The sequence below is a fragment of the Paraburkholderia tuberum STM678 genome, from assembly GCF_902833905.1.
In the GTDB taxonomy this organism is placed as follows: domain Bacteria; phylum Pseudomonadota; class Gammaproteobacteria; order Burkholderiales; family Burkholderiaceae; genus Paraburkholderia; species Paraburkholderia tuberum.
In genome coordinates, this window is record NZ_CADFGP010000032.1 from 69,647 (window position 1) to 94,306 (window position 24,660).

Genomic DNA, 24,660 nt, shown 5'->3' on the forward strand with positions numbered 1-24,660 from the left:
CGTTTACCCGTTCATGACGCACCCTTTTCTGTCTTCCGTCGCACGCCGTATGGCGGTGCACTCGCGCCGTATGTTCGATCGCGCAGCCTTCATGCCTAACCGTGTCGGGCCGCGCGCGGCCGTCTGGCTCTGCGCCGCCGCGCTCGGCGCAGGCACCCTGCTGCCGCTGACCGGGGAGGCCCGCGTCAAGGCCACGCATCCGAGCGTCAACGTCACGACGGTACTGCCGCAGCCGGTGATGGTCGGTCTGCAGCGTGCGCACGTGCCGTTGTCGTCGATCAGCGTGGTCGTCGAAAAGGTCGGCGATCGCACGCCGATCCTCGCGCTGAACGCCGGCAAGCCGATGATGCCCGCCTCGACGATGAAGCTCGTCACCACCTACTCGGGCCTGTCGATCCTCGGTCCCAGTTACCGCTGGCGCACCAGCGCGTACGCGGACGGCCCGCTCGACGCGAGCGGCGTGCTGCACGGCAATCTGTACATCCAGGGCACCGGCGACCCGAAGCTCGTGCCCGAAGAACTGATCGACCTCGTGCAGAAGATTCACAAGGCGGGCATCAACGGTATCGACGGCGCGCTGGTGCTCGACAAGCGCTACTTCGATCCGTCGACTCGCGACCTGCCCGCGTTCGACGACGACGTGAACGCGCCGTACAACGTCGGCCCCGATCCGCTGCTGTACGCGTTCAAATCGCTGTCGTTCACGCTGACGCCGTCGCCCGATGGCACGGTGGCGATCGACGTGCTGCCCGCGCTCGCGCAACTGCGCATCGACAACCAGTTGCGTGCGACGAGCGGCCCATGCCGTGGCGAACTGCCGACGCCGACCGTCACGCCGGAGCCTGACGGCACGCTCGTCGCGTCGTTCATCGGCGACTTTCCGGTGCGCTGCGACGCGCGCACGATCAACGTCGCCGTGCTCGATCACTCGACGTTCTTCGCGCGCGGCTTCCTCGCGCTGTGGCAGCAAACCGGCGGCACATTCACGGGCGCGACCCGCGAAGGCGCGGTGCCCGCCGGCGCGAAGCTCGTCGCCAGGCACGAGGGGCCGATGCTGTCGGACATCGTTCGCGACATCAACAAGTTCAGCAACAACACGATGGCGCGCAACCTGTTCCTGACAATCGGCGCCGCCGAGGAAGGGCCGCCCGCCACGCCCGCGAAAGCCGCGCACGCGGTCGAAGCTTTCCTGACGCGCGACAGCCTGAACACCGAATACCTGTCGCTCGATAACGGCTCGGGCCTGTCGCGCGACGAACACATCACCGCGCTCGCGCTCGCCGATGTCCTGCAACGCGCGAACGCGAGCCCAGTCGCGCAGGTGTTCGTCGACTCGCTGCCGATCGCCGGTGTCGACGGCACGATGCGCAATCGCCTGACCAGCCAGGGCGCGGGCGGCAACGCGCACATCAAGACCGGCACGCTGCGCGACGTACGCGCGATCGCCGGCTACGTCGCGTCGGCCGACGGCAACAGCTATGTCGTCGTCAGCCTGATCAACGATCCGCATTCGGAAGCGGCGCGCGCCGCGCACGACGCGCTGCTCGAATGGGTGTACGAAGGCCCGTCGCAGGGCTTTACGAAGGTTTCCGCGCCCATCGAGGAAGCGCGCGAGAAGCCCAGGAAAAACCCGCGCAAGCGCGGCGGCCACTGAGTATTCCTTCTAGCGATGCCGCGCGCGGCAAGCTCCTAACCGTGTACGCTGTCGGGCAGCATGCGGCGCGCGACATCACGGGCTTGCCGCGTCGGGCGCCGGTCGTGCAGACCGCGCGGCCTCACGAACGATAACGACACCACCCGCCGCGTACCGCGAGGCGGTCAGGGACCAGGAAGGGAGACAAGATGCAATTCGATGCCGAATTGCTGCTGCTCGCCATGGCGCCCGTCTTTCTTGCCTGCATCGGCTCGGAGGCGTGGCACGTGAGCCGCACGCGCCCGGCCGAGCGGCTCTACAGCTGGCGCGACACGCTGTGCAACGCCGCGCTCGCGCTGCTGCAGCAGGCCGCCGACAAGCTCGCGTGGCTCGCGATCATCCCTGTCTACGCGTTTTTCTACGAGCATCACCGCATTCATACATGGCCGGCGACGTGGCTGTCGTTCGTCGTGCTGTTCGTCGCGCAGGACCTGCTCTATTACGTCTTTCATCGCTGCAGTCATCGCGTGCGCTGGCTGTGGGCCGCCCACGTCGTGCATCACTCGTCGGAGCGGATGAATTTTTCGACCGCGTTCCGCCAGAGCCTGCTGTACCCGATCGCCGGCATGTGGGTGTTCTGGATTCCGCTCGTCATTCCTGGCTTTGCTCCGAAGCAGATCGTCGCGATCGTGCTGATCAATCTCGGCTTCCAGTTCTTCGTGCACACGCAGGCGATCGGCAAGCTCGGCTGGCTCGAATACGTGTTCAATACGCCGTCGATCCATCGCGTGCATCATGCGCGCAACGATCGCTACATCGATCGCAATTACGCAGGTGTACTGGTGATCTGGAATCGCCTGCTCGGCAGCTACGTCGAAGAAGATCCGCACGAGGCGCCGCGGTACGGCATCGTCGAGCCGCTGCACACGTACAACCCGCTGAAGGCGACGTTTCACGAATGGGCATCGATGGCCGCAGACTTCGCGAGAGTGCGCGGCTGGCGCAACAAATGGCGTGCGCTGTTCGCGCCGCCTGCCTGGGCCGCCGCTCATCATGCGCAGCGCGCGCAGGGAGCCGGCTTGAACTCAAACCATACGGTCGCGCTTCGGACATCGCGCAGGCCGTAGAAGATTCTGTAAGCTGTCGTCACGCCGCCAACGCGGTGGACGCCGCCTGCAACACATGGCATCAAGGGCCACACATACGAGGAGATGCAGTCAACATGAATCAAACCGCTTCGAAGAAACAGCAATGGTTGCGCGTCACGCAGATCGCAGTGGCGAGCGCAGCGTTCGCCGCGCTCGCGGCATGCGGCGGTGGCAGCGACAACAATAGTTCGAGCAGCAGCAACACGCCGCCGGGGGGCGTCACGCTGCAGGTCGTGTCATTCGGCGACAGCCTGTCGGATGTCGGCACATACATGCCGACGGTCCAGGCGAACGTCGGCACGGGCGGCGGCCGCTTCACGACGAATCCGGGTGAGGTCTGGACGCAGAAGGTCGCCGAGTACTACGGCGGCACGCTCACCGCCGCGTACGTCGGCGGCTTCGGCATGCCGCTCACCGCGACGGGCGGCCTCGGTTACGCGCAGGGCGGCTCGCGTGTCGATCTGCAGCCGGGCGAAGGCTACGCGCCGAACAACATGGCCGCGACGACGGTGCCGGTCACGACGCAGGTCGCCGAGTATCTGGCCGGGCACAATAACAGCTTCAATTCGAACCAGCTCGTGCTGATGAACGGCGGCGCGAACGACATCTTCGTCGCGGTCCAAGCGGTCTCGGCTGCCGGTACGGCAGCGGCGACGCAGGCGCTCCTGAACGGCGGTACCCCGGCCGACGCGCAGACGGCGGCAGCCGCCGCGTCGCAGACGGCCACGCTGGCCGCGCTGCAGGACATCACCACCGCGGCGACCACGTTCGTCGGCACGGTGCAGAAGGTCGTCGCGTCGGGCGCGACGCACGTGGTGGTGTCGGACGTGCCGGACATCGCGCAGACGCCGCAAGGTCTCGCCGCGGGCGCGCAAGGCCAGGCGCTCATCAACGCGCTCGTCAAGACCTACAACGGCGTGCTGCAGCAAGGCCTCGCGTCGACCAAGCAGGTCATCTACGTGAGCGCATTCGCGTGGATCGACCAGACGTTGCAGAACTATCAGTCGCTCGGTTTCACCGTGTCGAATACGGGCACCGCGTGTAACCTGACGTCGATGGCCCAAAGCGCGACCACGTACGCGACGAACAATCCGAGCGTGCTCGCCTCCGGCCAGACGGCGGCGGACTTCGGCAGCGCGCTTGCGTCGTCGCTGTTCTGCTCGCCGCAAACCTACACGGTGGCCGGCGCGGACCAGACCTACATGTTCGCCGACCTCGTGCATCCGACCACACATCTGCAAGCGCTGTTCGCACAGCAGGTGGAGACGCAGGTCGCTGCTAGCGGGCTTGGCAAGTAACGCGGCGTTGGCCGTGGGGTTAGCGGTATTGACATGACAGCTAACCGGCGTCGCTAAGGCTGGCTAGATGGCAAAAGGCCCGGCTCGTTGAACGAGCCGGGCCTTTGCCTTTTCCGGTGGCCGTGCCATGCAGCGCAGCGAGCCGATTGCATCAGTGCTGCGCTTCGAATGCCGCCGCCGCGCGCCCGAGCCGATCGTTGACCGCGATCCATTCGATCGTGTCCGGCAGCTTCTCGATCAGAATCCGCGTGACGTTCGCGCGATCGAGCGCGCGCAGCAAGCCGTAGAGCTCGCGTGCATAGACGTGCGGATCTTCCGGCGCGGCGACGAAATGCACGCCGTCGACATCGGCCCACTGTCCCGCACGCGACGCACGCGCGACCAGCGCGACGCGCTCGCCCGGCTCGCGCACCGCGAGCAGCGGCTCGAGCTCGCCGAATGGCAGCAGCACGAGCGGCGTGCGCGGCGCGTAATGCGCTTTCAACGTGCCCGACGCGCGCGGCGCGCTCGCGTCCGACCCGTCGGGCAGACGCGGCGCCTCGCCGAGCACGTCGGCGATATCCTGCGGCGTCACGCGACCGGGCCTCAGCAGCGCCGGAAAGCCGCGCGACAGATCGAGAATCGTCGACTCGATACCGACATCCGACGCGCCGCCATCGAGCACATAAATCGCGCTGCCGAACTCGTCGCGCACATGCTGCGCGGTGGTCGGGCTCACATGCCCGAAGCGGTTCGCCGACGGCGCGGCGACGCCGCCATGCCCGCCGCGCAACGCGCTGAATGCATCGAGCAACGCCTGCGCAACCGGATGCGACGGGCAGCGCAGTCCCACCGAGTCCTGCCCGCCGCTGACCGCCGCCGGAATGCGCGCAGCGCGCTTGAGGATCAGCGTGAGCGGTCCCGGCCAGAACGCGTCGATCAGGCGCTGCGCATCCGCCGGCAAATACTCGACCCAGTAGTTCGGATCGCCATGCGGCGCGAGATGCACGATCACCGGATGATTGGCCGGCCGCCCCTTCGCCGCGTAAATGCGCGCGACCGCGTCCGGGTTCTCGGCATCGCCGCCGAGGCCGTACACGGTTTCCGTCGGAAACGCGACGAGCCCCCCCGCGTCGAGCAAGGCCGCCGCGTGCTCGATCTGCGCGGCGCTGATCGGCAACGCGTTGGTAGCGTCCTTGGCGGGTTTCTGTTGATCCGGCATGGCGCGCGCGTCAGCTGGTAGCGATGTGCAGCAGCCGCGCGCAATCGCGCGCCGCGGTGCGGGCTTCTTCGAGGGTCGGCGCGGTGAAGTTCACGTGGCCCATCTTGCGGCCGCAACGCGCCTCTTCCTTGCCGTACAGATGCAGGCGCGCTGACGGCATCGCGGCGACTTCCTGCCAGGGCGGCGTGACCGCCGCGCGCTTCGGACCGTCCGGAAACCACACGTCGCCGAGGATGTTCAGCATCACCGCCGGCGAATGCTGGCGCGTGTCGCCGAGCGGCATGCTGGTCATCGCGCGCACCTGCTGCTCGAACTGGCTCGTCGCGCACGCGTCGACCGTGTAGTGGCCGGAGTTATGCGGGCGCGGCGCCATTTCGTTGGCGACCAGCGAGCCGTCTTCGAGAATGAAGAATTCGACGCACAGCACGCCGACGTAGCCGAGCTTCTCGGCGATCTGCAGCGCGGCCTGTTGAGCCTGCTGCACGAGCGCCGGCGACGCGTCCGGCGCGGGGACGATGGTGTGCGACAGCACGCCGTCGCGATGGGTGTTCTGCGCGAGCGGATAGACCACCGACGCCCCGCTCGCCGCGCGCGCGATCAGCGCCGACACCTCGAACTTCAGCGGCAGGCGCTTCTCGAGCACACACGGCACGCCGCCGAGCGACGCATGCGCCTCGCGCACTTCCTCGGCGTTGCGCACGCGAATCTGGCCTTTGCCGTCGTAACCCATGCGCGCCGTTTTCAGGATGCCGGGCAGCACCGCTTCGAGCGCGCCATCGCCCAGCGCCGCAAGCGCATCCGACGACTCGATCACGACGTGCGGCGCAACCGTCACACCCGACGACGCGATAAAGCGCTTCTCGGCGATCCGGTCCTGCGCGACGGCGACGCAACGCCCCGCCGGGCTCACGAAGGTGGACTTGCCGAGAAAGTCGAGGCTCGCGGACGGCACGTTCTCGAATTCGGTCGACACCGCCGCGCACAACCGCGCGAGTTCGGTCAGCGCCGCTTCGTCGCCGTAGGCCGCGCGCAGGTGGCGGTCGGCGACCGCGCCGGCCGGGCTGGTTTCGTCCGGGTCGAGCACGGCGACGCGATAGCCCATCGCCTGGGCGGCAAAACAGAACATGCGGCCGAGCTGGCCGCCACCGACCATGCCAAGCCATGCGCCGGGCAGAATCGGTGAAACCGGTGTGTTGTCAGGGTTCATCTTGGTGGTCGGTCGCGGCCGGATACGCGTCGCGCTCATGCATCGAGCGGCGGGCATCCGGCCGGGGGTCGGACAGGAGACGTCTTATAAAACAACCAGCGCGCTTACAGCGCCGGCAATACCATCGCGTGAGCCGCTTCGTTCTGGCGCACACGGAATGCAGCGAGCTTGTCCGCGTATTCGGCGCTGGTGCCGGAGAGCAGGGACACCGCAAACAGCGCCGCGTTCGCGGCACCCGCCTCGCCGATCGCAAACGTCGCGACCGGCACACCCTTGGGCATCTGCACGATCGAATGCAGCGAATCGACGCCCTTCAGATACTTGCTCGCGACCGGCACGCCAAGCACCGGCACCGTGGTCTTCGCGGCCAGCATGCCCGGCAGATGCGCAGCGCCGCCCGCACCCGCGATGATCGCGCGAATGCCGCGCTCGCGCGCGCTTTCAGCATAGGCGAACATTTCGTCGGGCATGCGGTGCGCGGACACGACCTTCGCTTCGTACGGCACGCCGAATTCCTGCAGAATCGCGACGGCGTTTTTCATCACTTCCCAGTCGGAACTGGAGCCCATCAATACGCCGACGACCGGCGCATCATGCGTATGGGCGGTTTGTGCTTCACTCATCTTACGGCTTCCTTGTTTCCCGGCGATGCGCGCCTGACACGGCGCGCGCGATCAGATCAGTCGAGCTTGTGGCCCGTCAGGCGCTCAAGCGCTTCCCGGTACTTCTCGCCCGTTTTCGCGACCACGTCGTCCGGCAGCTTCGGCGCCGGCGGCTCTTTCTTCCACGGCTGGGTTTCGAGCCAGTCGCGCACGAACTGCTTGTCGAACGACGGCGGGTTCGTGCCGACCTGGTACTGGTCCGCCGGCCAGAAGCGCGACGAATCGGCGGTCAGCGCCTCGTCCATCAGATACAGCTTGCCGTGGTTGTCCAGACCGAATTCGAACTTCGTGTCCGCAATGATGATGCCGCGCGTGGCCGCGTAATCAGCGGCTTCCTTATACAGACGGATCGAAATGTCGCGGATCGTGGCCGACAGTTCGGTGCCGATGCGGCGCTCCATCTCGTCGTAGGTGATGTTTTCGTCGTGGTGGCCCATCTCGGCCTTGGCGGCCGGCGTGAAGATCGGCTCCGGCAGCTTCTGCGCGTTCAGCAGACCCGGCGGCAGTTGCACGCCGCAGACCGAACCGGTGGCCTGGTAATCTTTCCAGCCACTGCCGGCCAGATAGCCGCGCACCACCGCTTCGACGAGGATCGGCTCGAGACGCTTGACGACCACCGCGCGCCCCTTGACCTGCTCGACTTCGTCCGGCGCGACCACCGACTCCGGCGCGACGCCCGTCAGGTGGTTCGGCACCACGTGCTTCAGTTTCTCGAACCAGAAGTTCGCCATCGCGTTGAGCACGCGACCCTTGTTCGGAATCGGCTCGCCCATGATCACGTCGAACGCCGACAGACGGTCGGTCGTGACGATCAGCAACTGGTCGTTGCCCACGGCATAGTTGTCGCGGACTTTGCCGCGGCCGAGCAGCGGCAGCGAGCGGAGCGTGGATTCGTAGAGGGTAGACATCGTCGTGGTTCGCTAAAAGTGGTGCAAAAAATGTGACCGGAACAAAAGGGAAACGCCGTTCCCCCGATGATGCGGGAACGGCGATCGGACGACAACCTGGCCAAACGGCCAGGCGCGGAGCCAAAACTACAGCTTAACGGACGACTTGCGCGAGCTCGCCCGACTTGTACTTCTCCGCAATTTTATCAAGCGAAACCGGCTTGATCTTGCCAGCCTGGCCTTCGCAGCCGAATTGCATGTAACGGTCGATACAGATCTTCATCGCCGCTTCGCGCGCCGGCTTCAGGTAATCGCGCGGATCGAACTTGCCCGGGTTGGTCGCCATGTAGCGACGGATCGCGCCCGTGATCGCCAGACGCAGGTCGGTATCGATATTGACCTTGCGCACGCCGTGACGGATGCCTTCCTGGATTTCTTCGACCGGCACGCCGTAGGTTTCCTTCATGTCGCCGCCGAATTCGCGGATTTCCGCGAGCAGCTCCTGCGGCACCGACGACGAGCCGTGCATCACGAGGTGCGTGTTCGGAATGCGCTGATGGATTTCCTTGATGCGCTGGATCGAGAGAATATCTCCCGTCGGCTTCTTGCTGAACTTGTAGGCGCCGTGCGAGGTGCCGATCGCGATGGCCAGCGCGTCGCACTGGGTCAGCTTGACGAAGTCGGCGGCCTGCTCCGGATCGGTCAGCAGTTGTTCACGCGTCATCGTGCCTTCGGCGCCGTGGCCGTCTTCCTTGTCGCCCTTCATCGTTTCGAGCGAACCGAGCACGCCCAGCTCCGCTTCCACGGTGACGCCGATCGAGTGCGCCGCCTCGACGACCTTGCGCGACACTTCGACGTTGTACTCGTACGATGCGACCGTCTTGCCGTCGGCTTCGAGCGAACCGTCCATCATCACGCTGGTGAAGCCGCTGCGAATCGCCGCCATGCACACCGCCGGCGACTGACCGTGGTCCTGGTGCATCACCACCGGAATGTGCGGATACGACTCGACCGCCGCTTCGATCAGATGACGCAGGAACGGCTCGCCCGCGTACTTACGCGCGCCGGCCGACGCCTGCATGATGACCGGGGCGTTGACCTTGTCGGCCGCGGCCATGATCGCCTGCACCTGCTCCAGGTTGTTCACGTTGAATGCCGGAAGGCCATAGCCGTTTTCCGCAGCATGGTCCAGCAGTTGACGCATTGATACGAGAGGCATGCTGAAACTCCTTAGATTGAAACGAATTCTTTTGCCGTCGGCATCTTTTGCGGCGATTTTATCGCGAAGCAGGCGGCGTTCCCGCGATGACACCGGCGCTTTGGTGCGCCGTCGCACATGGACCGTGCGGGTTTCGCCGCGCTGCTTCGCTCAATCGAGCCTGTGCCGATCGAGCAGTCCTGCCTGATCAGTACGGTTCACCGACCCGCACGATCTTCAACGTGTTGGTGCCGCCCGCCTGACCCATCGGCTCGCCGACCGTCAGCACGACCATGTCGCCGTGCGACGCGTAGCCCTTGCCGACCACCGTTTCGAGCGCCTGCTGCAGCGCCGTGTCGCGGTCGGTGTTGGTGTCCAGATGCAGCGAAGTCACGTTGCGGTACAGCGCCATCGCCCGTTCGCTGCCGACGCGCGGCGTCAGCGCGAAGATCGGCACGTGGGTCCAGTGACGCGACATCCACAGCGCGGTCGAGCCCGATTCGGTCAGCGCGACGATGGCCTTGGCGCCCAGGTGATAGGCGGTGAACAGCGCGCCCATCGCGATCGACTGGTCGATCCGCGTGAACGTGCGGTCGAGGAAGTCCTTGTCGAGCTCCGACTGCTCGGACTTTTCCGCTTCGACGCAAATCGCGGCCATCGTCTCGATGGTCTGCACCGGGTACTTGCCCGCCGCCGATTCCGCCGACAGCATCACCGCGTCCGTGCCGTCGAGCACCGCGTTGGCGACGTCCGACACTTCCGCGCGGGTCGGCACCGGCGCGTGGATCATCGACTCCATCATCTGGGTCGCGGTGATCACGAACTTGTTCGATTCGCGCGCCATCCGGATCATGCGCTTTTGCAGCGCCGGCACCGCGGCATTGCCCACTTCCACAGCCAGATCGCCACGCGCGACCATGATGCCGTCCGACGCGTCGAGGATGCCTTGTAGCGCCGGAATCGCTTCCGCGCGCTCGATCTTCGCGATCATCTTCGGCTTGATGCCGTACGGCGCGCCGGCGATGTTCGCGAGCTGGCGGGCCATTTCCATGTCGGTCGCGTTTTTCGGGAACGACACCGCGACGAAATCGACGCCGAGCGACATCGCCGTGCGGATGTCCTCCATGTCTTTGGCGGTCAGCGCGGGCGCCGACAGACCGCCGCCCTGGCGGTTGATGCCCTTGTTGTTCGACAGCTCGCCGCCGATCTTCACGACCGTGTGGATCTCGTTGCCGATCAGGCGCTGCACGTTCAGCACGATCAGGCCGTCGTTGAGCAGCAGTACGTCGCCCGGCTTCAGGTCGCGCGGCAGATCCTTGTAGTCGAGGCCGACGCGCTCGTCGTTGCCGAGCTCGCAGTCGGCATCGAGGACGAACGGATTGCCGGTGACGAGCGTCGTGCGGCCGTTCTCGAATTTGCCGACGCGGATTTTCGGGCCTTGCAGGTCAGCCATGATGGCGACTTCGCGGCCGGCCTGGCGGGCCGCCTCGCGCACGAATTCGGCGCGCTGGCGATGGTCGTCCGCGGTGCCATGTGAGAAATTGAGCCGCACCACGTCCAATCCCGCCTGAATCATTTGCAGCAGGATTTCCGGCGTGCTGGAAGCCGGACCGATAGTAGCGACAATCTTGGTGGCGCGATGCATGAGTCTCCTCGTCTGGATAGGATCGCTGGTAAGAGCGCTGCGGGGCTGCTGCGGAGTTCGCGCATCGAAAGATGCTGCCTGGGGTCGCGCGCCGGTTGTGGCCGGTGTCGCTTTGTGGAGTGATGCGGGTGATGCGGGTGATGCGGCATTCGAGAGCGGCGCCTCGCGCGCCTGAGATTTGCTGCCCTGCTTGCCGGAAGGCTGTTCCGGCTGGGCCGAATCGTGTTGAGCAGCTTCGACCTGTGCCGTTGGGGGCTGCTCCGCGTCGCCGGTCGGAGCTTGCGCTGCAACCGGTTCCGCGGGCGCTCCGGCGGCTAGCGCCGGTTCGGTGGCCGCGGGCGCTATCGGCGCTTCGGCAACCACGTCCTGTCCGGCCGCTGCCGACGCAGCGGCCGCGCGTGTCGCGCGCTCCCCTGCCGGCGTTGCCGCGTTACCGCGCTGCGCTTTCACGCCACGCGCCTTGGTCGACTTCGCCGCCGGGGAGCGCGTCGCCACGTTAAGCCCGCGATTCCAGAACTTCTACCGCCGGCAGCTTCTTGCCCTCGAGGAACTCGAGGAATGCGCCGCCGCCCGTGGAAATGTAGCTCACCTGGTCGTGGATGCCGTACTTGGCGATTGCCGCGAGCGTATCGCCGCCGCCTGCGATCGAGAACGCCGCCGAGCGCGCGATCGCGTCCGCGAGCGTCTTCGTGCCGTTGCCGAACTGGTCGAACTCGAACACGCCGACCGGGCCGTTCCACACGATCGTGCCGGCCTTCTCGAGTTGCGCGGCGAGCACCTTGGCCGTTTCCGGGCCGATGTCGAGGATCATGTCGTCGTCCTGCACATCGGCGACGGCCTTTACTTCTGCCTTCGCGGTCGGCGAGAACTCCTTGGCCGTGACGACGTCGGTCGGGATCGGCACCGAGGCGCCGCGGCCCTTGGCCGCGTCGATGATCGCCTTCGCTTCGTCGAGCAGATCGGCTTCGGCGAGCGACTTGCCGATCTTCAGGCCGGCCGCGAGCATGAACGTATTGGCGATGCCGCCGCCGACGATCAGCTGGTCGACCTTCTCCGCGAACGACTTCAGGATGGTCAGCTTGGTCGACACCTTGGAGCCCGCGACGATCGCCACGAGCGGACGCTTCGGTGCGCCGAGCGCCTTGCCGAGCGCTTCGAGCTCAGCGGCGAGCAGCGGACCCGCGCAGGCAACCGGCGCGTACTTCGCGATGCCGTGCGTAGTCGCTTCGGCGCGGTGGGCGGTGCCGAACGCGTCGTTCACGTAGATATCGCAGAGCTTGGCCATTTTCTGCGCGAGCTCGTCGGAATCTTTCTTTTCGCCCTTGTTGACGCGGCAGTTTTCGAGCAGCACGACCGAGCCCGGCGCGACGCTCACGCCGTTTTCGACCCAATTCGCGACGAGCGGCACGTCGCGGCCGAGCAGCTCCGCGAGACGCTTCGCCACCGGTGCGAGCGAATCTTCCGGCTTGAAGTCGCCTTCGGTCGGACGGCCAAGGTGCGAGGTGACCATTACCGCGGCGCCGGCGTCGAGCGCGGCCTTGATGGCCGGCACGGAAGCGCGGATGCGGGTGTCTTCGGTGATGTTGCCTTGATCGTCCTGCGGCACGTTCAGATCGGCGCGGATGAACACGCGTTTGCCGGACAGCTTGCCTTCGGCGATCAGGTCGGAGAGACGCAATACCTTGTTCATGGGCTTGAGTATGCGAGTTGATGAGAAGGCGGTGACGGACAGCGCGCGGGGACGAGGCGCAGCGAACTCCAGCGCTTCGGCACAACGGCTCCGCGGGATCGGGCGCCGGCGGCCGGCCGCGGCACCAGGCGCCTTGCCGCGGCGCGCTCAACCCGGAAAAGGCATTTTAACTGATCCCAACGGCCTTCTGATCCGCGACACGGCGAATGTCGCGCATTTGATCGCAAGGCCGCAGATGCCGCGGCGTAGCATTCATCGCCGCACCCCGGGCCCGGCCCTCACAGGAAGACGCGCATCAGCGTGAATACGACCATTCCGGTCACGATCGTGCCGAGCATGGTGCGCCGCCACAAAAACCAGCCGAGGCCGGCGAGCGTCGCGTAAAGCTCATGGTTGGAAGGCGCGAACGACAGCCCATCGGACGTCGTCAGCACGTCGGGCACCACCACCGCGGCGAGCGCGGCGGCCGGCGCGTAGCGCAGCATCTTCTGCACGCGCGCCGGCAGTACCGTGCGCTCGCCGCCGATCAGGAACATCGCGCGCGTGAGCGCGGTGACGAAGGTCATGCCGAAAATGGCGAGCCAGATTTGCGTGGAGGTCATCGGGAGTCTCCGGCGCGATCGTTCACGCCACGAATGCGGCGCAGGTCGGCGCGCTCGATCATCAGGTCGGCCGCGCTGCCGGCCGCGATCGCCGCGATCACCGCGAGCAGCAACGCCAGCCGGTACGGCAGATCGAGCGCGAGCAGCGACACGATGCCGGCCACGCTGACCGCGACCAGCGTCGAGCGGGTGGCGATCGCCGACACCATCACCGGCAGCAGCGCGAGCGTGCCGGCCAGCGCGAGCCCCCAGTTGTCCGGAATCAGGCTCGCGAGCAGGATGCCGATGATCGACGACACCTGCCACGACAGCCAGCTCGATACCGCCATGCCCCAGAAGTACGCCTCCTTGCCCGGCACGTAGCCGGTCGGAACGCTCTTCTTGACGAATAGCAGATAGATCACGTCGCCGTTGAAATAGCCCAGCACGATGCGCCGCCACATCGACAGATACGAGAAGTGCGGCGCGAGGCCGGCGCTGAAGATCACGAAGCGGGTGTTGACCATCGCCGCGGTCAGCAGCACCGTCCACACCGGCAGCTTCGCGGCGAGGAGCGGCAACACCGCCAGTTGCGACGATCCGGCGTAGCACAGCAGCGACATCGTGAGCGCCTGCGGCAGCGTCAGCACGGACTTGCTCATCGCGATGCCGGTCACGAGGCCCCAGGAAAAAATCGCCATCAGCGTGGGGGCATAGGCGCGCGCGCCTTCACGAAAAGCGCGGCGATCGGTGTCGGACAGTCGAGCGAGCATCGGGCGAAGGGTGCGGGCGCAGGAAACGCCGTCAAGAAGGCCAGGTCGGCGCCAGCTTGCGAGACCACCCGCTGGCGCATCCGGATTTGATTTATGCGTGCGCTGGATTATAGCGTCCGGGGTGCGCCCAAATGCCCGTGGTGTGTGCAAAAGACGCTAAAATAGCGCTCCCGGCTATGTCCTGCGCTCATGGCCGCACCTCATAACGCACCTGCTGGAGAACCGTATGTCAATGGCCGACCGCGACGGCAAGATCTGGATGGATGGCAAGCTCATCGAGTGGCGTGATGCCAAAATCCACGTGCTCACCCATACGCTGCACTACGGCATGGGCGTGTTCGAGGGCGTGCGCGCTTACAAGACCGCCGACGGCGCCACCGCGATTTTCCGCCTGCAGGAGCACACCAAGCGCCTGCTGAACTCGGCGAAGATCTTCCAGATGGCCGTGCCGTTCGACCATGAAACGCTCGCCGCCGCGCAGCGCGAAGTGGTCCGCCAGAACAAGCTCGATTCATGCTATCTGCGCCCGATCATCTGGGTCGGCTCGGAAAAGCTCGGCGTGTCGGCCAAGGGCAACACGATTCACGTCGCGATCGCCGCGTGGCCGTGGGGCGCATACCTTGGCGAAGACGGCATCACCAAGGGCATCCGCGTAAAGACGTCGTCGTTCACGCGCCATCACGTGAACGTGTCGATGGTGCGCGCGAAGGCGTCGGGCTGGTACGTGAACTCGATCCTCGCGAACCAGGAAGCGATCACCGACGGCTACGACGAAGCGCTATTGCTCGACGTCGACGGCTACGTGTCAGAAGGCTCGGGCGAGAACTTCTTCCTCGTCAACAACGGCAAGCTGTACACGCCTGATCTGTCGTCGTGCCTCGACGGCATCACGCGCGACACCGTCATCACGCTCGCGTGCGACATGGGCCTGCAGGTGATCGAAAAGCGCATCACGCGCGACGAAGTCTATACCTGCGACGAAGCGTTCTTCACCGGCACGGCGGCCGAAGTCACGCCGATCCGCGAGCTCGACAACCGCACGATCGGCGCTGGCGCGCGCGGCCCGATCACCGAAAAGCTGCAGTCGGCTTTCTTCGACGTCGTGAACGGCAGGAGCGCGAAATACGCGCACTGGCTCACGAAGATCTGAGCGACGTTTCGAGATGCCCCGCGCAGCCCAACGGCGGCGCACTGCAAGCACCCCGCATACAAAGAGAAAGTCTCATGAGCGAAATCAAGGAAATGCCGCTGGTCGAACTGTCGGCAAAAGATCTGCCGGCGTATTGTCCGAACCCGGCCATGCCGCGCTGGAGCGCGCATCCGCGCGTCTTCATCGACGTGTCGCACGGCGAAGCGCGTTGCCCGTATTGCAGCACGCGTTACAAGCTGCGCGACGGCGAAGTGATCAAGGGCCATTGATCCAACGCATCGAGCGGTTCTGAGCCAGCTTGCACGGCACGAGGCGCGCGTTTTGAATCACGCGCTCGCCGCGCCGCAGGCTCGACCGCACGGACCCGTGCGGCCGCACCGCCGCCGCGCCGCCATCGCGGCGCGTGTGGCCAAACGGCATCGCGCCGTGCGGCTTTCCGCTTTCCCCATTTACCTATCCGAGTGCCGCGCGCATCGCGCGCGGCGCTTGTTATCGACACCGGACACTCACTCTGATGCGTCGCGCGTTGGTTATCGCACCGAACTGGATCGGTGACGCATTGATGGCGCAGCCGCTGTTTGCGCGCCTCGTGAAATTGCATCCGCGCATCGTCATCGACGCGGTCGCGCCCAGCTGGGTCGCACCCGTGCTCGAACGCATGCCGGAAATCCGCGACGTCTACGCGACCGATCTCGCCCACGGCAAGCTGCAGATGCTGCGCCGCTGGCAGCTGTCGAGCGATCTGCGCGACGTCGGCTACGACGCGGCCTACGTGCTGCCGAATTCGTTCAAGTCAGCGCTGATTCCGTGGCTGGCGGGCATTCCGCTGCGCATCGGCTACACCGGTGAGAGTCGCTACGGCGTGCTGAACGTGCGTCACGCGAATCCGCGCAAGGACGCCCGCCCGCCGATGGTCGGCCACTACGCCGCCCTCGCCTACGCGCCAGGCGCCAAGGTCCCCGAAGATCTGCCGATGCCGCGCCTCGACACGGACCTGAACGAGGCCTCGCGCGTGTCGGCGCGCTTCAATCTCGATACGCGCGTGCCGCTGCTGGTGTTCTGCCCCGGCGCCGAATACGGTCCTGCGAAGCGCTGGCCGCCCGAGCACTTCGCGTCGCTCGCGCAGATGGTCGGCCAGTCGTTCCCCTACACGCAAATCGTCGCGCTCGGCTCGCCGAAAGACGCGCCGCTCGCGCAGGCGATCGCCGAGAAAGCGCCGAACGTGCGCAACCTGTGCGGCCAGACCGCACTGGGCGAGGCTTGCGCGCTGATCTCGCGGGCCAACGCGGTCGTCACCAACGACTCCGGACTGATGCACGTCGCCGCCGCGCTGCGCCGCCCGCTCGTGGCCGTCTACGGTTCGACCGATCCGCGCCACACCCCGCCCTTGTCCGAGCTCGCGAAGGTACAATGGCTTCATCTCGAATGCAGCCCCTGTTTTGAGCGCGAGTGCCCGCTCGGTCATCTGAACTGTCTGAAGCAGCTGAGCGCCGAGCAGGTTTTCGGCGATTTGCGCGGCATGCTGCTCGCGCAGCGCTGAGCCGACTGGTACTTGCACGCAACACCGCACGCCCCGAGCGCGTCGCGTCATGTTCGCGCCTTGCGGCACGGGCAAGCTGACGCCGGGGGCGATGGTCCGGCGCTCTGGACCGTCCCGCTACCGCAGACCCGCAACCGCGCGCCGCGCACAAGAGACTGACAAGCCATGCCACGTTTTGCCCACATCTTCGAAGCCGCCGCCGATACCCTGAACGCCTACTATCAGGCCGTCGCCGAGGTCAATATCGACAGCTTGATGGGCTTGTGGATCGACGAGGAGTTCGTCAGCTGCATCTGCGCGGACGGCTCGCATCTGCACGGCCTCGAGAGCATCCGCAATGGCTTGCAGGTCCAGCTCGAAGCGCTGCGGGTGTCGATCGAGCCGCTCGACATCCGCGTCTACGACAGCCTCGGCACCGTCGTCTATGCGATTGCCGAAGCACATCGTCCGGCCGACCCGACCGCCACGCCCGCGATGGTTTTCACCACCTACGTGATGGTCCATGAACGCGGCGAATGGCGCATTGCGCATATTCACGCAAGCCCGATGCCGAACGAGACCGCCAGCCAGTTCGCAACGAAGATGCGGCATGGCCAGGGCCCGCTGCACTGACGCGCGGCACCACGACAGATTCAGAATCACGTTTTCTCGCTCTTCCGCCGGTATGAGTTCGACGCCACATAAACCCGCTTCCTCCGGTACGGCCCCCGCCAAGGTGGCGGCCGCCGTCGAGGCGACCGTCGAGCTGCTGTACCGCGCGCCGCTCTGGCTGCCGAACCGGCATGTGCAGACGATCGTCCCGTCGCTGTTCGCGCGCCGCCCCGCAGTATCGTTTCGCCGTGAGCGCTGGGACACCCCGGACGGCGATTTCATCGATCTCGACTGGGTCGCGCACGATACTCCGCCCACCGACACCGCGCCGCTCTTCGTGCTGTTTCACGGCCTGGAAGGCAGTTCGTCGTCGCACTACGCGGTCGCGCTGATGGCCGCCGCGCGCGAATACGGCTGGCACGGCGTGGTGCCGCACTTTCGCAGTTGCAGCGGCCCGCTGAACCGGTTGCCGCGCTTCTACCATCTCGCCGACAGCAACGAGGTCGACTGGATCCTGCGCCGCCTGTGCGCCGCGCATCGCGGGCCGGTGGTCGCGGCGGGCGTGTCGCTCGGCGGCAACGTGCTGCTGCGCTGGCTCGGTGAGCGGCAGGCCGATGCGGCGCGGGTGGTAGCCGCCGCTGCCGCGATTTCGACACCGATCGACGTCCATGCGGGCGGCCGTGCGCTGTCGCAAGGCTTCGGCCTCGTCTACACGCGCAGCTTCCTGAAGACGCTGAAGCACAAGGCCAACCAGAAGCTCGAGCAGTTCCCGGGCCTGTTCGATCGCGACGCGATGCTCGCGAGCCGCACGATGTACGAGTTCGACAACGTCGTGACCGCGCCGCTGCACGGCTTTCGCGATACCGACGACTACTGGAGCACCGCAACCACCCGCCCGCTACTGCCGCACATTCAGGTGCCGACGCTCGTGCTCAACGCGCGCAACGACCCGTTCCTGCCGGCCGAAGCGCTGCCGTCGCGGCACGAGGTGTCGGCGGCGGTCGAGCTTTATCAGCCTGAGCACGGCGGCCACGCGGGCTTCATGACCGGGCCGTTCCCGGGCCGCATCGACTGGCTGTCGCGGCGCGTGTTCGGCTATCTGGAGCGACACGTCGATCATGGATGACATCGTCAAACAGGCGCTCGCCAAATGGCCGAACGTGCCGAGCTGCACCGGCTGGCTGATGCTCGACCGGCGCGGCAACTGGCGCATGCGCGACGAAGCGGCCCAGGCGAGCGGCGCGCCCGGCGTGCCGATCCGGCATGAGGCGCTGCTTGGCTTCATCAACCGGAACTACGAGGCCGATGAGCGCGGGCAGTGGTTTTTTCAGAACGGACCACAGCGCGTGTATGTCGAGCTGGCTTATACGCCGTGGGTGGTCAGATTGTCCGCGCACGCGGATGGAACGCTCGCGCTGCACGACCAGGGCGGCGGCGCGTTCGAACCGGCGGCGGTGTTCGCGGATGAAGACGGTGGCATTCTGTTTGCCGATCGCTCGCAGCCAGCACGTATCGCGGTGCTGCACGATCACGACCTCGAGATCTTCTCCGATCACGCGACGCTCGCTGACGATGGCTCATTGAGCGGTGCGTTCCACTGGAGTGTTCAGCGCACCTTGCCGCTGCAAAGCGTGCGACGCGATCAGGTGGCCGCGCGCTTTGGCTTCGTTGCGAGCCCGGCGGCGCAGGTCTGACGCGCGCAGCGGCGCGCGTTCACGTCCACCCTACCCTTTCTCGTCGAGCCGCTCCTCCTTGTAGCGGCTCTCCATCTCGTGCAGGTGCGCGTCGACGGTCGCGAGGTCGTAATAGCCGATCGTCTTCAGGTCGCGCGCGTCCTTCAGCTGCCGGATCGCCGATGGCCACGCGCCCTCCAACGCGAACTTCTCCGCCATCGCGCGATGCTGCGTCAATGCATCGCCACTGCCCGCGCTCGCCTGCGCGAGATAGAGCCACCACGCGGGTTGATCGGGATGCGCCCGGGTCTCCTGCTTCGCGAGGGCCTGCGCGTCGGTGAAGCGATGCAGCGTCAACAGCGTGCGGATATGCATGTCAATCGCCGCGTTCGATTGCGGCCAGCGCTTCTGCGCGAGCTCGGCGAGACGCGCGGCTTCCAGTGCGACCGCTACCGCCGCCATTGGAAAAGCGGCTCTGCGCGCCGCCGTAGGTGCCGAACACGCCGCGCGCGATGTCGGGCGGCAGGATCGGATCGGCATGCGCGTCGCTCGGGCCGCTCACGAGCGGCGCCTCGGACGATGCGCGACGGATAGCGACGCAGCGAGGAATCGTTTTCGATGCAACGCGAAGCCGGTCTGACGAAGTCGAAAACGGTGCGCGTGGCCCGGACTAAGATAATGGGCAAGGGCGTCGCAGGACGCGTACGAGGCAAAACTCAGAGCACGACACAGCGTAAATGTAATCAGTCGCCGCGACGATTCGAGGCCGCGCCGCACTGCTATGATAGGCGCCCTCTGAAGGAGTCAACCATGCCTGAACTCACTCATTTCGATGCGGCCGGTGACGCGCATATGGTGGACGTCGGCGGCAAGCAGGAGACCAGGCGCATCGCGATCGCGCGTGGCTCGATCCGCATGCTGCCCGACACGTTCGCGCTGATCCGCGACGGCAACGCCAAAAAGGGGGACGTGATCGGCATCGCGCGGATCGCGGCGATCCAGGCCTCGAAGCGCACCGCCGATCTGATTCCGCTCTGTCATCCGCTCGCGCTGACACGCGTGAAGGCCGATTTCGAACTCGACGAGCAGATGCCCGGCGTGCATTGCACGGTCCAGGTCGAGACGTTTGGACGCACGGGCGTCGAAATGGAGGCGCTTACCGCCGTGCAGATCGGGCTGCTGACCGTGTACGACATGTGCAAGGCGGTGGATCGCGGGATGACCATCACCGATGTGAAGGTGATGGAAAAGCATGGCGGGAAATCGGGGGATTGGGTGGCGCAAGCTTGACGTGCGGTTCGACAACTATCCGGATAGCAACATGACCATCGACGAACTGCTCGAGCAGCTACTGGCGTTTCGCGACGCGCGCGACTGGCGGCAGTTTCACACGCTGCGCAACCTGATCGTCTCCACCGGCATCGAAGCCGGTGAGCTGTTGGAGACGATTCAGTGGAAGACCGATGCGCAGATCGACGCGCTGCTTGGCGATCCCGCGCAATCGACGAACCTCAGGCACGAGTGCGCCGACGTGTTCATGTATCTGCTGCTGGTCGCCCATACCGCCGGCTTCGATCTCGTCGACGCGGCAGCGGAAAAACTGAAGCTGAACGAAGCGCGCTACCCCATCGACAAGGCGAAAGGCACGGCCGCGAAGTATTCCGAGCTTTGAACTTTGAAGGGAGGAAGCCGCGGCGTCAGCACGCCTAAGCTTCCGCGGTCCGATCAATCGTCGTCGCTGTCGTCATCCCGCGTCGCATCGGCCGCCGGTGTGCCGTAGCGCTTCACCAACTGCTGCTTGAAGCCCGCGAGCGACTTCTGCTCGTCGACGAGCTGGTAGAGATAGCCGAGCTGCGCCGGCCAGTCTTTCAATTCCTCGGCGAAGATCCGCAAGCGCTCGACCGTATCGAGCGCCGCCGCGGTATCGCCGCTCAGCGCCTGCAGCACCGCGTAGCGACGCAGCACCGTCTCGCCCGGCAACAGCGCGATCGCCTGCTTGTGCATCGCGAGCTTGCGCTGCAGGTTCAGCGGATTCATCGGCTGCAGCGTCGCGAGACCGTATTCGCCCCACGCGCCGAACAGGAACGACGGATCGGCGCTGTACTGCTCGGCCGGACGCGCGCCGTAGTAGAGCACCTCGGCGCGCGCATAGTCTCGATACACCGGATACAGCGCGGCGAGTCCGCCGAACACCACCACCGCGAACGCACCGAGCGACAGATTCGCCGGCACCGCGCGCAACGGCCGCGTTTCGAGCAGGCCGAACACGAACATCGCGGGCAACAGGAAGAACATGTACTGCTGCGGATACTCGACGAGCGCATGCATCGTCAGCACGCCGATCAGCGCGATGCCGAACACGCGCGCGGCGCTTTGCGGCGCACGCACGACGCGCACGAGCCACGCGACGAGACCCACGAGCACGATCGCGAGACCGATCAGACCGGTTTTCGCGAGCAGGTCGACGAAAATGTCGTGCGAGTTGTTGGCGATTTCGACGCCGCCCAGCTGCTTGACGAGCTCGAACTGATGGCTCGGAAATTCGCCCCAGCCGACGCCGAGCAGCGGATGCTGCTTGAACATCGTCCAGCCGTATTTCAACAGCGCGAGGCGCGGCGCGATCTGGCCGGCATCCTGGAAGCGCTCGGCCGCCGACTGCCCGAGTTCGAGGTGATAGCGCACGTTGGCCCAGCGGATCAGCGCATTGACCACGAAAAACAGCACCGCGAGCGCGATCGGCACCAGCCATTCACGGTTGCTACGGCGCAATTGCGCTTCGTTGCGAGTCTGCGCGAAGGCCATCCAGAAGCCGGCCACGACGATCACGCCCATCTGCAGCCATGGACCCCGCGACACGGTCAGCGCGAGGCCGACCGAGAAAATCGTCGACACGAGCAGCCAGATGGGCACCGCGATGCGGCGCGTCTGCACGAGATACAGCGCGCCCGCCATCGCGAACGCGATATACGTCGCGAGGTGGTTCGCCTGCGCCATGTTGCCGAACGGCCGGCGCTCGACGGTCACGTTATACGCGACGACGAGCGGAGCCACGCGCGCCTCGAGGTGAAACAGCTGGATCACCTGACTGAACACCGCGAACAGACCGCCGACGATCAACGCCCCCGCCGCCCAGCGCAACGCGGTCTCGTCGAGCTTCACGCGCGCGAAGCCGTAGCCCACATGCACGGCCATCCACGCAGCGAGCAGGAAGCCCGCGCCGAGCCAGTTCATCGATGGCTCCGCGACCGGCAGCACCAGCGTCTGCACGACCAGCACGAGGCCGAACAGCAAAGGCACGAGCGCGACCGTGGGCGACGCGAAGCTCACGCGCGGCCGGGTGGTCGCGACCAGCAGCACGACGGCCGCCCCGGTCAGCAGAAACTGCGCGAGCGAGGTGAATTCGGCGTAGAAGGTTGGGATCGGATACGTATGGTTGGCAACCGCGTAGGGCAGGATCAACGCAAGAGCCAGCAGTACGAGAGACAGGTAGCGTGCGAAAGGGGTGGGCATCGAATCAACAGTGGGCGTCAGCAACCGGCGCACTATACAAAAATTTCGTTGCACTGTGCGCCGGTCCGGCCGAAATAGGCTGAAAATCAGCCCTTTACGTTGTGGCTTCGACTCATCCAGTCAGCGCTCGGCTGCTGTCTCGTTCACTCACTCATTTGCCCCTTATGAACGGCATTCGGGCGGCGCCAGATTCGCGGCGAGCGTCGGCGCCTCGCTTGGCATCGGCCCCGAACCCGGCGCCGGCAACGACGACGCGCTCTTGCCGCTCGCAAAGCATTCCCACGTCAGCGCGCCGGTCTGCACCGCGTCCTTGCTCAACGCGACTCGCGCGCTCGGCGCATCGACGTTGTCCGGGACCGACGGCACCAGCGTCATGGTGTTTGCGCCGGCCTGCGCGACACGCGTCGAGTACGTGATCGTGATCTGACCAGTGTCGTCGTCGATCTGGATGGACTCGACGTTGCGCGTGGCGGGCGGCGACGCATAACCGCCGCTGAACGCGTTGCCGCTCGCGGCGTTTTCGGCCACCGCGAGCCGCGCCGACGCCGCGAGCGACAGGCCTTCGCCGACCCGGCTGCGCGCCAGATAGTCCTGATACGCGGGAATCGCGTAGGCCGCGATCACGCCGACGATCGCGAGCACGATCATCAACTCGATCAGCGTGAAGCCGACGCCGCAGCGGCGGCAGATGCGCGCGAACCAGCTCGCGCGCCAGCGTGCGCGGCGCGACCTACGCGAGGATTGCGTCGATTGAGAGTAAGGGGAATATGGCAGGGTAACGATCATCGGCAGACTCCTGATACGAGAAACGCCTGGCCCGTGGATCGGGAACAGGCGTTTCAATCGTAGCGAGCGAAGCTCGCGCGTCACAGTCAGCTGGATGGCCAGGCTTGCATTCGGACGGCATCACGAATCAGGCAGCGATGCACCGTCAGCACCATGCTCACACCGCCGCACGTTTCGCGTTACGGCGCTTCAACAGATAACCGACGATCACGACGAACAGCGCGCCCGCGATGCTCATCCCGTATTCGGCGACTGGCGTGTCGAGGATCGGCCAGCGGTCGCCGGCCGGGTCGTTGACCATCAGACCACCCGCGATCCAGCCGAGCAGGCCCGCGCCGAACAGTACGATGCCCGGAAAGCGATCGAGCAGCTTCAGAATCAGCTGGCTGCCCCACACGATCAGCGGAATGCTCACGACGAGGCCAAAGATCACCAAAGCCAACCGGTGCTCGTGCTCCGCGGCTTCGGCCACGCCCGCGATCGCGATCACGTTGTCGACGCTCATCACCGCATCCGCGATGATGATCGTCTTCACCGCCGAGAGCAGCTTGTCGGCCGGCTTCACGTTGTCGTGAGCGTCGTGCGCCGGCGCGAGCAGGCGCACGCCGATCCACAGCAGCAGCAAGCCGCCCGCGAACTTCAGGAACGGCACGTCGAGCAGCACGACCGCGAACGCGATCAGCACGACGCGCAACGCGATCGCGCCGGCGGTCCCCCACACGATCCCACGCATGCGCTGCGACTGCGGCAGGTTGCGGCAGGCGAGCGCGATCACGACCGCGTTGTCGCCGCCGAGCAGAACGTCGATGACGATGATCTGAAAGACCGAGCCCCAATGGAGGGTCGTGAAGAATTCGAGCATGGAAAAAAGCATAAGAAAAAATCGACCGCGCGGGCAGAACCGCGGCGCAAGCGCGGACATCGAGTAGGGGACGGAGTTACCTCCGTCGCCCTCTCACACCACCGTACGTGCGGTTCCGCATATGGCGGTTCATTAAACACGCTGGGTATCGAGCAGCGAAACCAACCCTGATACGTCAAAGAAGCTCTTGGGATAGGCCGCGTTCATGTGGCTTGCTCCGGCGTTCCACCAAGGACCGCGTCCGTTGCTTGCCGACTTCCATGCCCGCGTCTTATCCAGGCCTCGCGCTTGTAGTCGCTTGTGACGGGTGGACGGACGCTTCCACTGCCGCCATAGCAGGCAGCGCAGTTTGCGCCGTACCCACCCGTCCAGCTCCTCCAGTACACCTTTAACCTCGGTCAAGCGGAAGTATGAGGCCCAGCCACGTAACACCGGGTTGAGTGCCGCTATCGTTACGGCGAGGTTGCGCGAGGCATTCCCCACCACGATTTCGCGCACCCTGTCCCTCAGTCGCTTCAGACTGCTATTGGCAATCTTCAGCCGCGCCTGCTTGTGCCATGTGACGCTGTAGCCTAGAAACTTCCGCTGCCAAGGCCGCGCGACGGCGCTTTTATCCCGGTTGACC

24 protein-coding genes and 1 pseudogene are annotated in these 24,660 nt (G+C 65.8%); 11 read left to right on the forward strand and 14 right to left on the reverse strand.

The annotated features are described in order from the left end of the window. Nucleotides 1–13 precede the first annotated feature (13 nt). The 3 genes from dacB (at nt 14) to HWY30_RS25360 (ending at nt 4,079) form a co-directional block, all read left to right on the forward strand. Nucleotides 14–1,654, forward strand: a complete 1,641-nt coding sequence (dacB, locus tag HWY30_RS25350) for a D-alanyl-D-alanine carboxypeptidase/D-alanyl-D-alanine endopeptidase (RefSeq protein WP_090801715.1) — start codon at nt 14–16, stop codon at nt 1,652–1,654. Nucleotides 1,655–1,842: 188 nt separating this feature from the next. Further along, the gene (locus HWY30_RS25355; protein ID WP_090801717.1) at nt 1,843–2,760 is read left to right on the forward strand and encodes a sterol desaturase family protein; all 918 of its coding nucleotides are present in this window, start codon (nt 1,843–1,845) and stop codon (nt 2,758–2,760) included. A 95-nt stretch (nt 2,761–2,855) separates the two neighbouring features. Beyond that, nucleotides 2,856–4,079: an SGNH/GDSL hydrolase family protein gene (locus HWY30_RS25360; RefSeq protein WP_090801718.1), complete on the forward strand. Its 1,224-nt coding sequence runs from the start codon at nt 2,856–2,858 to the stop codon at nt 4,077–4,079. Between the two features lie 151 nt (nt 4,080–4,230). Here HWY30_RS25360 and HWY30_RS25365 read toward each other — a convergent pair whose 3' ends face one another. The 9 genes from HWY30_RS25365 to HWY30_RS25405 form a co-directional block, all read right to left on the reverse strand. Then, nucleotides 4,231–5,280, reverse strand: coding sequence for an L-threonylcarbamoyladenylate synthase (locus HWY30_RS25365; RefSeq protein ID WP_090801720.1), 1,050 nt, complete (start codon nt 5,278–5,280; stop codon nt 4,231–4,233). Between the two features lie 10 nt (nt 5,281–5,290). Then, on the reverse strand, nt 5,291–6,487 hold the full coding sequence (locus HWY30_RS25370) for a 5-(carboxyamino)imidazole ribonucleotide synthase (protein ID WP_090805452.1): 1,197 nt from the start codon (nt 6,485–6,487) through the stop codon (nt 5,291–5,293). A gap of 104 nt (nt 6,488–6,591) precedes the next feature. After that, nucleotides 6,592–7,110: a 5-(carboxyamino)imidazole ribonucleotide mutase gene (purE, locus tag HWY30_RS25375; RefSeq protein ID WP_018421699.1), complete on the reverse strand. Its 519-nt coding sequence runs from the start codon at nt 7,108–7,110 to the stop codon at nt 6,592–6,594. Between the two features lie 56 nt (nt 7,111–7,166). Beyond that, nucleotides 7,167–8,057: a phosphoribosylaminoimidazolesuccinocarboxamide synthase gene (locus tag HWY30_RS25380; protein WP_090801721.1), complete on the reverse strand. Its 891-nt coding sequence runs from the start codon at nt 8,055–8,057 to the stop codon at nt 7,167–7,169. Nucleotides 8,058–8,190: 133 nt separating this feature from the next. Beyond that, the gene (fba, locus tag HWY30_RS25385) at nt 8,191–9,255 is read right to left on the reverse strand and encodes a class II fructose-bisphosphate aldolase (RefSeq protein WP_090801723.1); all 1,065 of its coding nucleotides are present in this window, start codon (nt 9,253–9,255) and stop codon (nt 8,191–8,193) included. A 187-nt stretch (nt 9,256–9,442) separates the two neighbouring features. Beyond that, nucleotides 9,443–10,879: a pyruvate kinase gene (gene pyk / locus HWY30_RS25390; protein WP_018421702.1), complete on the reverse strand. Its 1,437-nt coding sequence runs from the start codon at nt 10,877–10,879 to the stop codon at nt 9,443–9,445. Nucleotides 10,880–11,375: 496 nt separating this feature from the next. Beyond that, the gene (locus HWY30_RS25395) at nt 11,376–12,569 is read right to left on the reverse strand and encodes a phosphoglycerate kinase (protein WP_090801724.1); all 1,194 of its coding nucleotides are present in this window, start codon (nt 12,567–12,569) and stop codon (nt 11,376–11,378) included. Nucleotides 12,570–12,847: 278 nt separating this feature from the next. After that, on the reverse strand, nt 12,848–13,171 hold the full coding sequence (locus tag HWY30_RS25400) for an AzlD domain-containing protein (protein ID WP_090801726.1): 324 nt from the start codon (nt 13,169–13,171) through the stop codon (nt 12,848–12,850). Further along, nucleotides 13,168–13,923 carry an AzlC family ABC transporter permease gene (locus tag HWY30_RS25405; protein ID WP_090801727.1) on the reverse strand — a complete coding sequence of 252 codons (756 nt, stop codon included), beginning with the start codon at nt 13,921–13,923 and terminating at the stop codon, nt 13,168–13,170. Before HWY30_RS25405 ends, HWY30_RS25400 begins: the two co-directional genes overlap by 4 nt. Before the next feature lie 226 nt (nt 13,924–14,149). Between HWY30_RS25405 and HWY30_RS25410 the strand changes: the two genes are divergently transcribed. The 6 genes from HWY30_RS25410 (at nt 14,150) to HWY30_RS25435 (ending at nt 18,898) form a co-directional block, all read left to right on the forward strand. Further along, on the forward strand, nt 14,150–15,073 hold the full coding sequence (locus HWY30_RS25410) for a branched-chain amino acid transaminase (RefSeq protein WP_090801729.1): 924 nt from the start codon (nt 14,150–14,152) through the stop codon (nt 15,071–15,073). 74 nt (nt 15,074–15,147) lie between these two features. Continuing rightward, nucleotides 15,148–15,342 carry a zinc-finger domain-containing protein gene (locus HWY30_RS25415; protein ID WP_008920434.1) on the forward strand — a complete coding sequence of 65 codons (195 nt, stop codon included), beginning with the start codon at nt 15,148–15,150 and terminating at the stop codon, nt 15,340–15,342. A 245-nt stretch (nt 15,343–15,587) separates the two neighbouring features. Next, nucleotides 15,588–16,613, forward strand: a complete 1,026-nt coding sequence (waaF, locus tag HWY30_RS25420) for a lipopolysaccharide heptosyltransferase II (protein WP_018421708.1) — start codon at nt 15,588–15,590, stop codon at nt 16,611–16,613. 165 nt (nt 16,614–16,778) lie between these two features. Beyond that, a complete protein-coding gene (locus HWY30_RS25425) occupies nt 16,779–17,225 on the forward strand; it encodes a nuclear transport factor 2 family protein (RefSeq protein ID WP_090801730.1) in 447 nt (148 codons plus the stop codon). Between the two features lie 52 nt (nt 17,226–17,277). After that, on the forward strand, nt 17,278–18,330 hold the full coding sequence (locus tag HWY30_RS25430; protein ID WP_176078940.1) for a hydrolase: 1,053 nt from the start codon (nt 17,278–17,280) through the stop codon (nt 18,328–18,330). Continuing rightward, nucleotides 18,323–18,898, forward strand: a complete 576-nt coding sequence (locus tag HWY30_RS25435; protein WP_090801733.1) for a DUF2946 family protein — start codon at nt 18,323–18,325, stop codon at nt 18,896–18,898. Before HWY30_RS25430 ends, HWY30_RS25435 begins: the two co-directional genes overlap by 8 nt. Before the next feature lie 30 nt (nt 18,899–18,928). Here HWY30_RS25435 and HWY30_RS25440 read toward each other — a convergent pair. Then, nucleotides 18,929–19,315, reverse strand: a pseudogene (locus HWY30_RS25440) (M48 family metalloprotease); the annotation flags it as partial. 372 nt (nt 19,316–19,687) lie between these two features. Between HWY30_RS25440 and moaC the strand changes: the two are divergent. Beyond that, the gene (gene moaC, locus HWY30_RS25445) at nt 19,688–20,167 is read left to right on the forward strand and encodes a cyclic pyranopterin monophosphate synthase MoaC (RefSeq protein ID WP_018421713.1); all 480 of its coding nucleotides are present in this window, start codon (nt 19,688–19,690) and stop codon (nt 20,165–20,167) included. A 31-nt stretch (nt 20,168–20,198) separates the two neighbouring features. Further along, a complete protein-coding gene (locus HWY30_RS25450) occupies nt 20,199–20,549 on the forward strand; it encodes a nucleotide pyrophosphohydrolase (RefSeq protein WP_090805453.1) in 351 nt (116 codons plus the stop codon). Between the two features lie 53 nt (nt 20,550–20,602). Here HWY30_RS25450 and HWY30_RS25455 read toward each other — a convergent pair whose 3' ends face one another. The 4 genes from HWY30_RS25455 to HWY30_RS25470 all read right to left on the reverse strand — a co-directional run. Next, nucleotides 20,603–22,387 carry a PglL family O-oligosaccharyltransferase gene (locus HWY30_RS25455; RefSeq protein ID WP_176078941.1) on the reverse strand — a complete coding sequence of 595 codons (1,785 nt, stop codon included), beginning with the start codon at nt 22,385–22,387 and terminating at the stop codon, nt 20,603–20,605. Nucleotides 22,388–22,549: 162 nt separating this feature from the next. Beyond that, nucleotides 22,550–23,173, reverse strand: coding sequence for a pilin (locus HWY30_RS25460; protein WP_090801738.1), 624 nt, complete (start codon nt 23,171–23,173; stop codon nt 22,550–22,552). A 157-nt stretch (nt 23,174–23,330) separates the two neighbouring features. After that, on the reverse strand, nt 23,331–24,035 hold the full coding sequence (locus HWY30_RS25465) for a TerC family protein (protein WP_090801740.1): 705 nt from the start codon (nt 24,033–24,035) through the stop codon (nt 23,331–23,333). Nucleotides 24,036–24,167: 132 nt separating this feature from the next. Next, on the reverse strand, nt 24,168–24,660 hold a 493-nt coding region (locus HWY30_RS25470), incomplete at its 5' end, for a group II intron maturase-specific domain-containing protein (protein WP_279613300.1).

Bases quoted from the DNA above. Each gene is read 5' to 3' on its own strand.
- dacB (WP_090801715.1), top strand. From the start codon at position 14: ATGACGCACCCTTTTCTGTCTTCCGTCGCACGCCGTATGGCGGTGCAC.
- HWY30_RS25355 (WP_090801717.1), top strand. From the start codon at position 1,843: ATGCAATTCGATGCCGAATTGCTGCTGCTCGCCATGGCGCCCGTCTTT.
- HWY30_RS25360 (WP_090801718.1), top strand. From the start codon at position 2,856: ATGAATCAAACCGCTTCGAAGAAACAGCAATGGTTGCGCGTCACGCAG.
- HWY30_RS25365 (WP_090801720.1), bottom strand. From the start codon at position 5,280: ATGCCGGATCAACAGAAACCCGCCAAGGACGCTACCAACGCGTTGCCG.
- HWY30_RS25370 (WP_090805452.1), bottom strand. From the start codon at position 6,487: ATGAACCCTGACAACACACCGGTTTCACCGATTCTGCCCGGCGCATGG.
- purE (WP_018421699.1), bottom strand. From the start codon at position 7,110: ATGAGTGAAGCACAAACCGCCCATACGCATGATGCGCCGGTCGTCGGC.
- HWY30_RS25380 (WP_090801721.1), bottom strand. From the start codon at position 8,057: ATGTCTACCCTCTACGAATCCACGCTCCGCTCGCTGCCGCTGCTCGGC.
- fba (WP_090801723.1), bottom strand. From the start codon at position 9,255: ATGCCTCTCGTATCAATGCGTCAACTGCTGGACCATGCTGCGGAAAAC.
- pyk (WP_018421702.1), bottom strand. From the start codon at position 10,879: ATGCATCGCGCCACCAAGATTGTCGCTACTATCGGTCCGGCTTCCAGC.
- HWY30_RS25395 (WP_090801724.1), bottom strand. From the start codon at position 12,569: ATGAACAAGGTATTGCGTCTCTCCGACCTGATCGCCGAAGGCAAGCTG.
- HWY30_RS25400 (WP_090801726.1), bottom strand. From the start codon at position 13,171: ATGACCTCCACGCAAATCTGGCTCGCCATTTTCGGCATGACCTTCGTC.
- HWY30_RS25405 (WP_090801727.1), bottom strand. From the start codon at position 13,923: ATGCTCGCTCGACTGTCCGACACCGATCGCCGCGCTTTTCGTGAAGGC.
- HWY30_RS25410 (WP_090801729.1), top strand. From the start codon at position 14,150: ATGTCAATGGCCGACCGCGACGGCAAGATCTGGATGGATGGCAAGCTC.
- HWY30_RS25415 (WP_008920434.1), top strand. From the start codon at position 15,148: ATGAGCGAAATCAAGGAAATGCCGCTGGTCGAACTGTCGGCAAAAGAT.
- waaF (WP_018421708.1), top strand. From the start codon at position 15,588: ATGCGTCGCGCGTTGGTTATCGCACCGAACTGGATCGGTGACGCATTG.
- HWY30_RS25425 (WP_090801730.1), top strand. From the start codon at position 16,779: ATGCCACGTTTTGCCCACATCTTCGAAGCCGCCGCCGATACCCTGAAC.
- HWY30_RS25430 (WP_176078940.1), top strand. From the start codon at position 17,278: ATGAGTTCGACGCCACATAAACCCGCTTCCTCCGGTACGGCCCCCGCC.
- HWY30_RS25435 (WP_090801733.1), top strand. From the start codon at position 18,323: ATGGATGACATCGTCAAACAGGCGCTCGCCAAATGGCCGAACGTGCCG.
- moaC (WP_018421713.1), top strand. From the start codon at position 19,688: ATGCCTGAACTCACTCATTTCGATGCGGCCGGTGACGCGCATATGGTG.
- HWY30_RS25450 (WP_090805453.1), top strand. From the start codon at position 20,199: ATGACCATCGACGAACTGCTCGAGCAGCTACTGGCGTTTCGCGACGCG.
- HWY30_RS25455 (WP_176078941.1), bottom strand. From the start codon at position 22,387: ATGCCCACCCCTTTCGCACGCTACCTGTCTCTCGTACTGCTGGCTCTT.
- HWY30_RS25460 (WP_090801738.1), bottom strand. From the start codon at position 23,173: ATGATCGTTACCCTGCCATATTCCCCTTACTCTCAATCGACGCAATCC.
- HWY30_RS25465 (WP_090801740.1), bottom strand. From the start codon at position 24,035: ATGCTCGAATTCTTCACGACCCTCCATTGGGGCTCGGTCTTTCAGATC.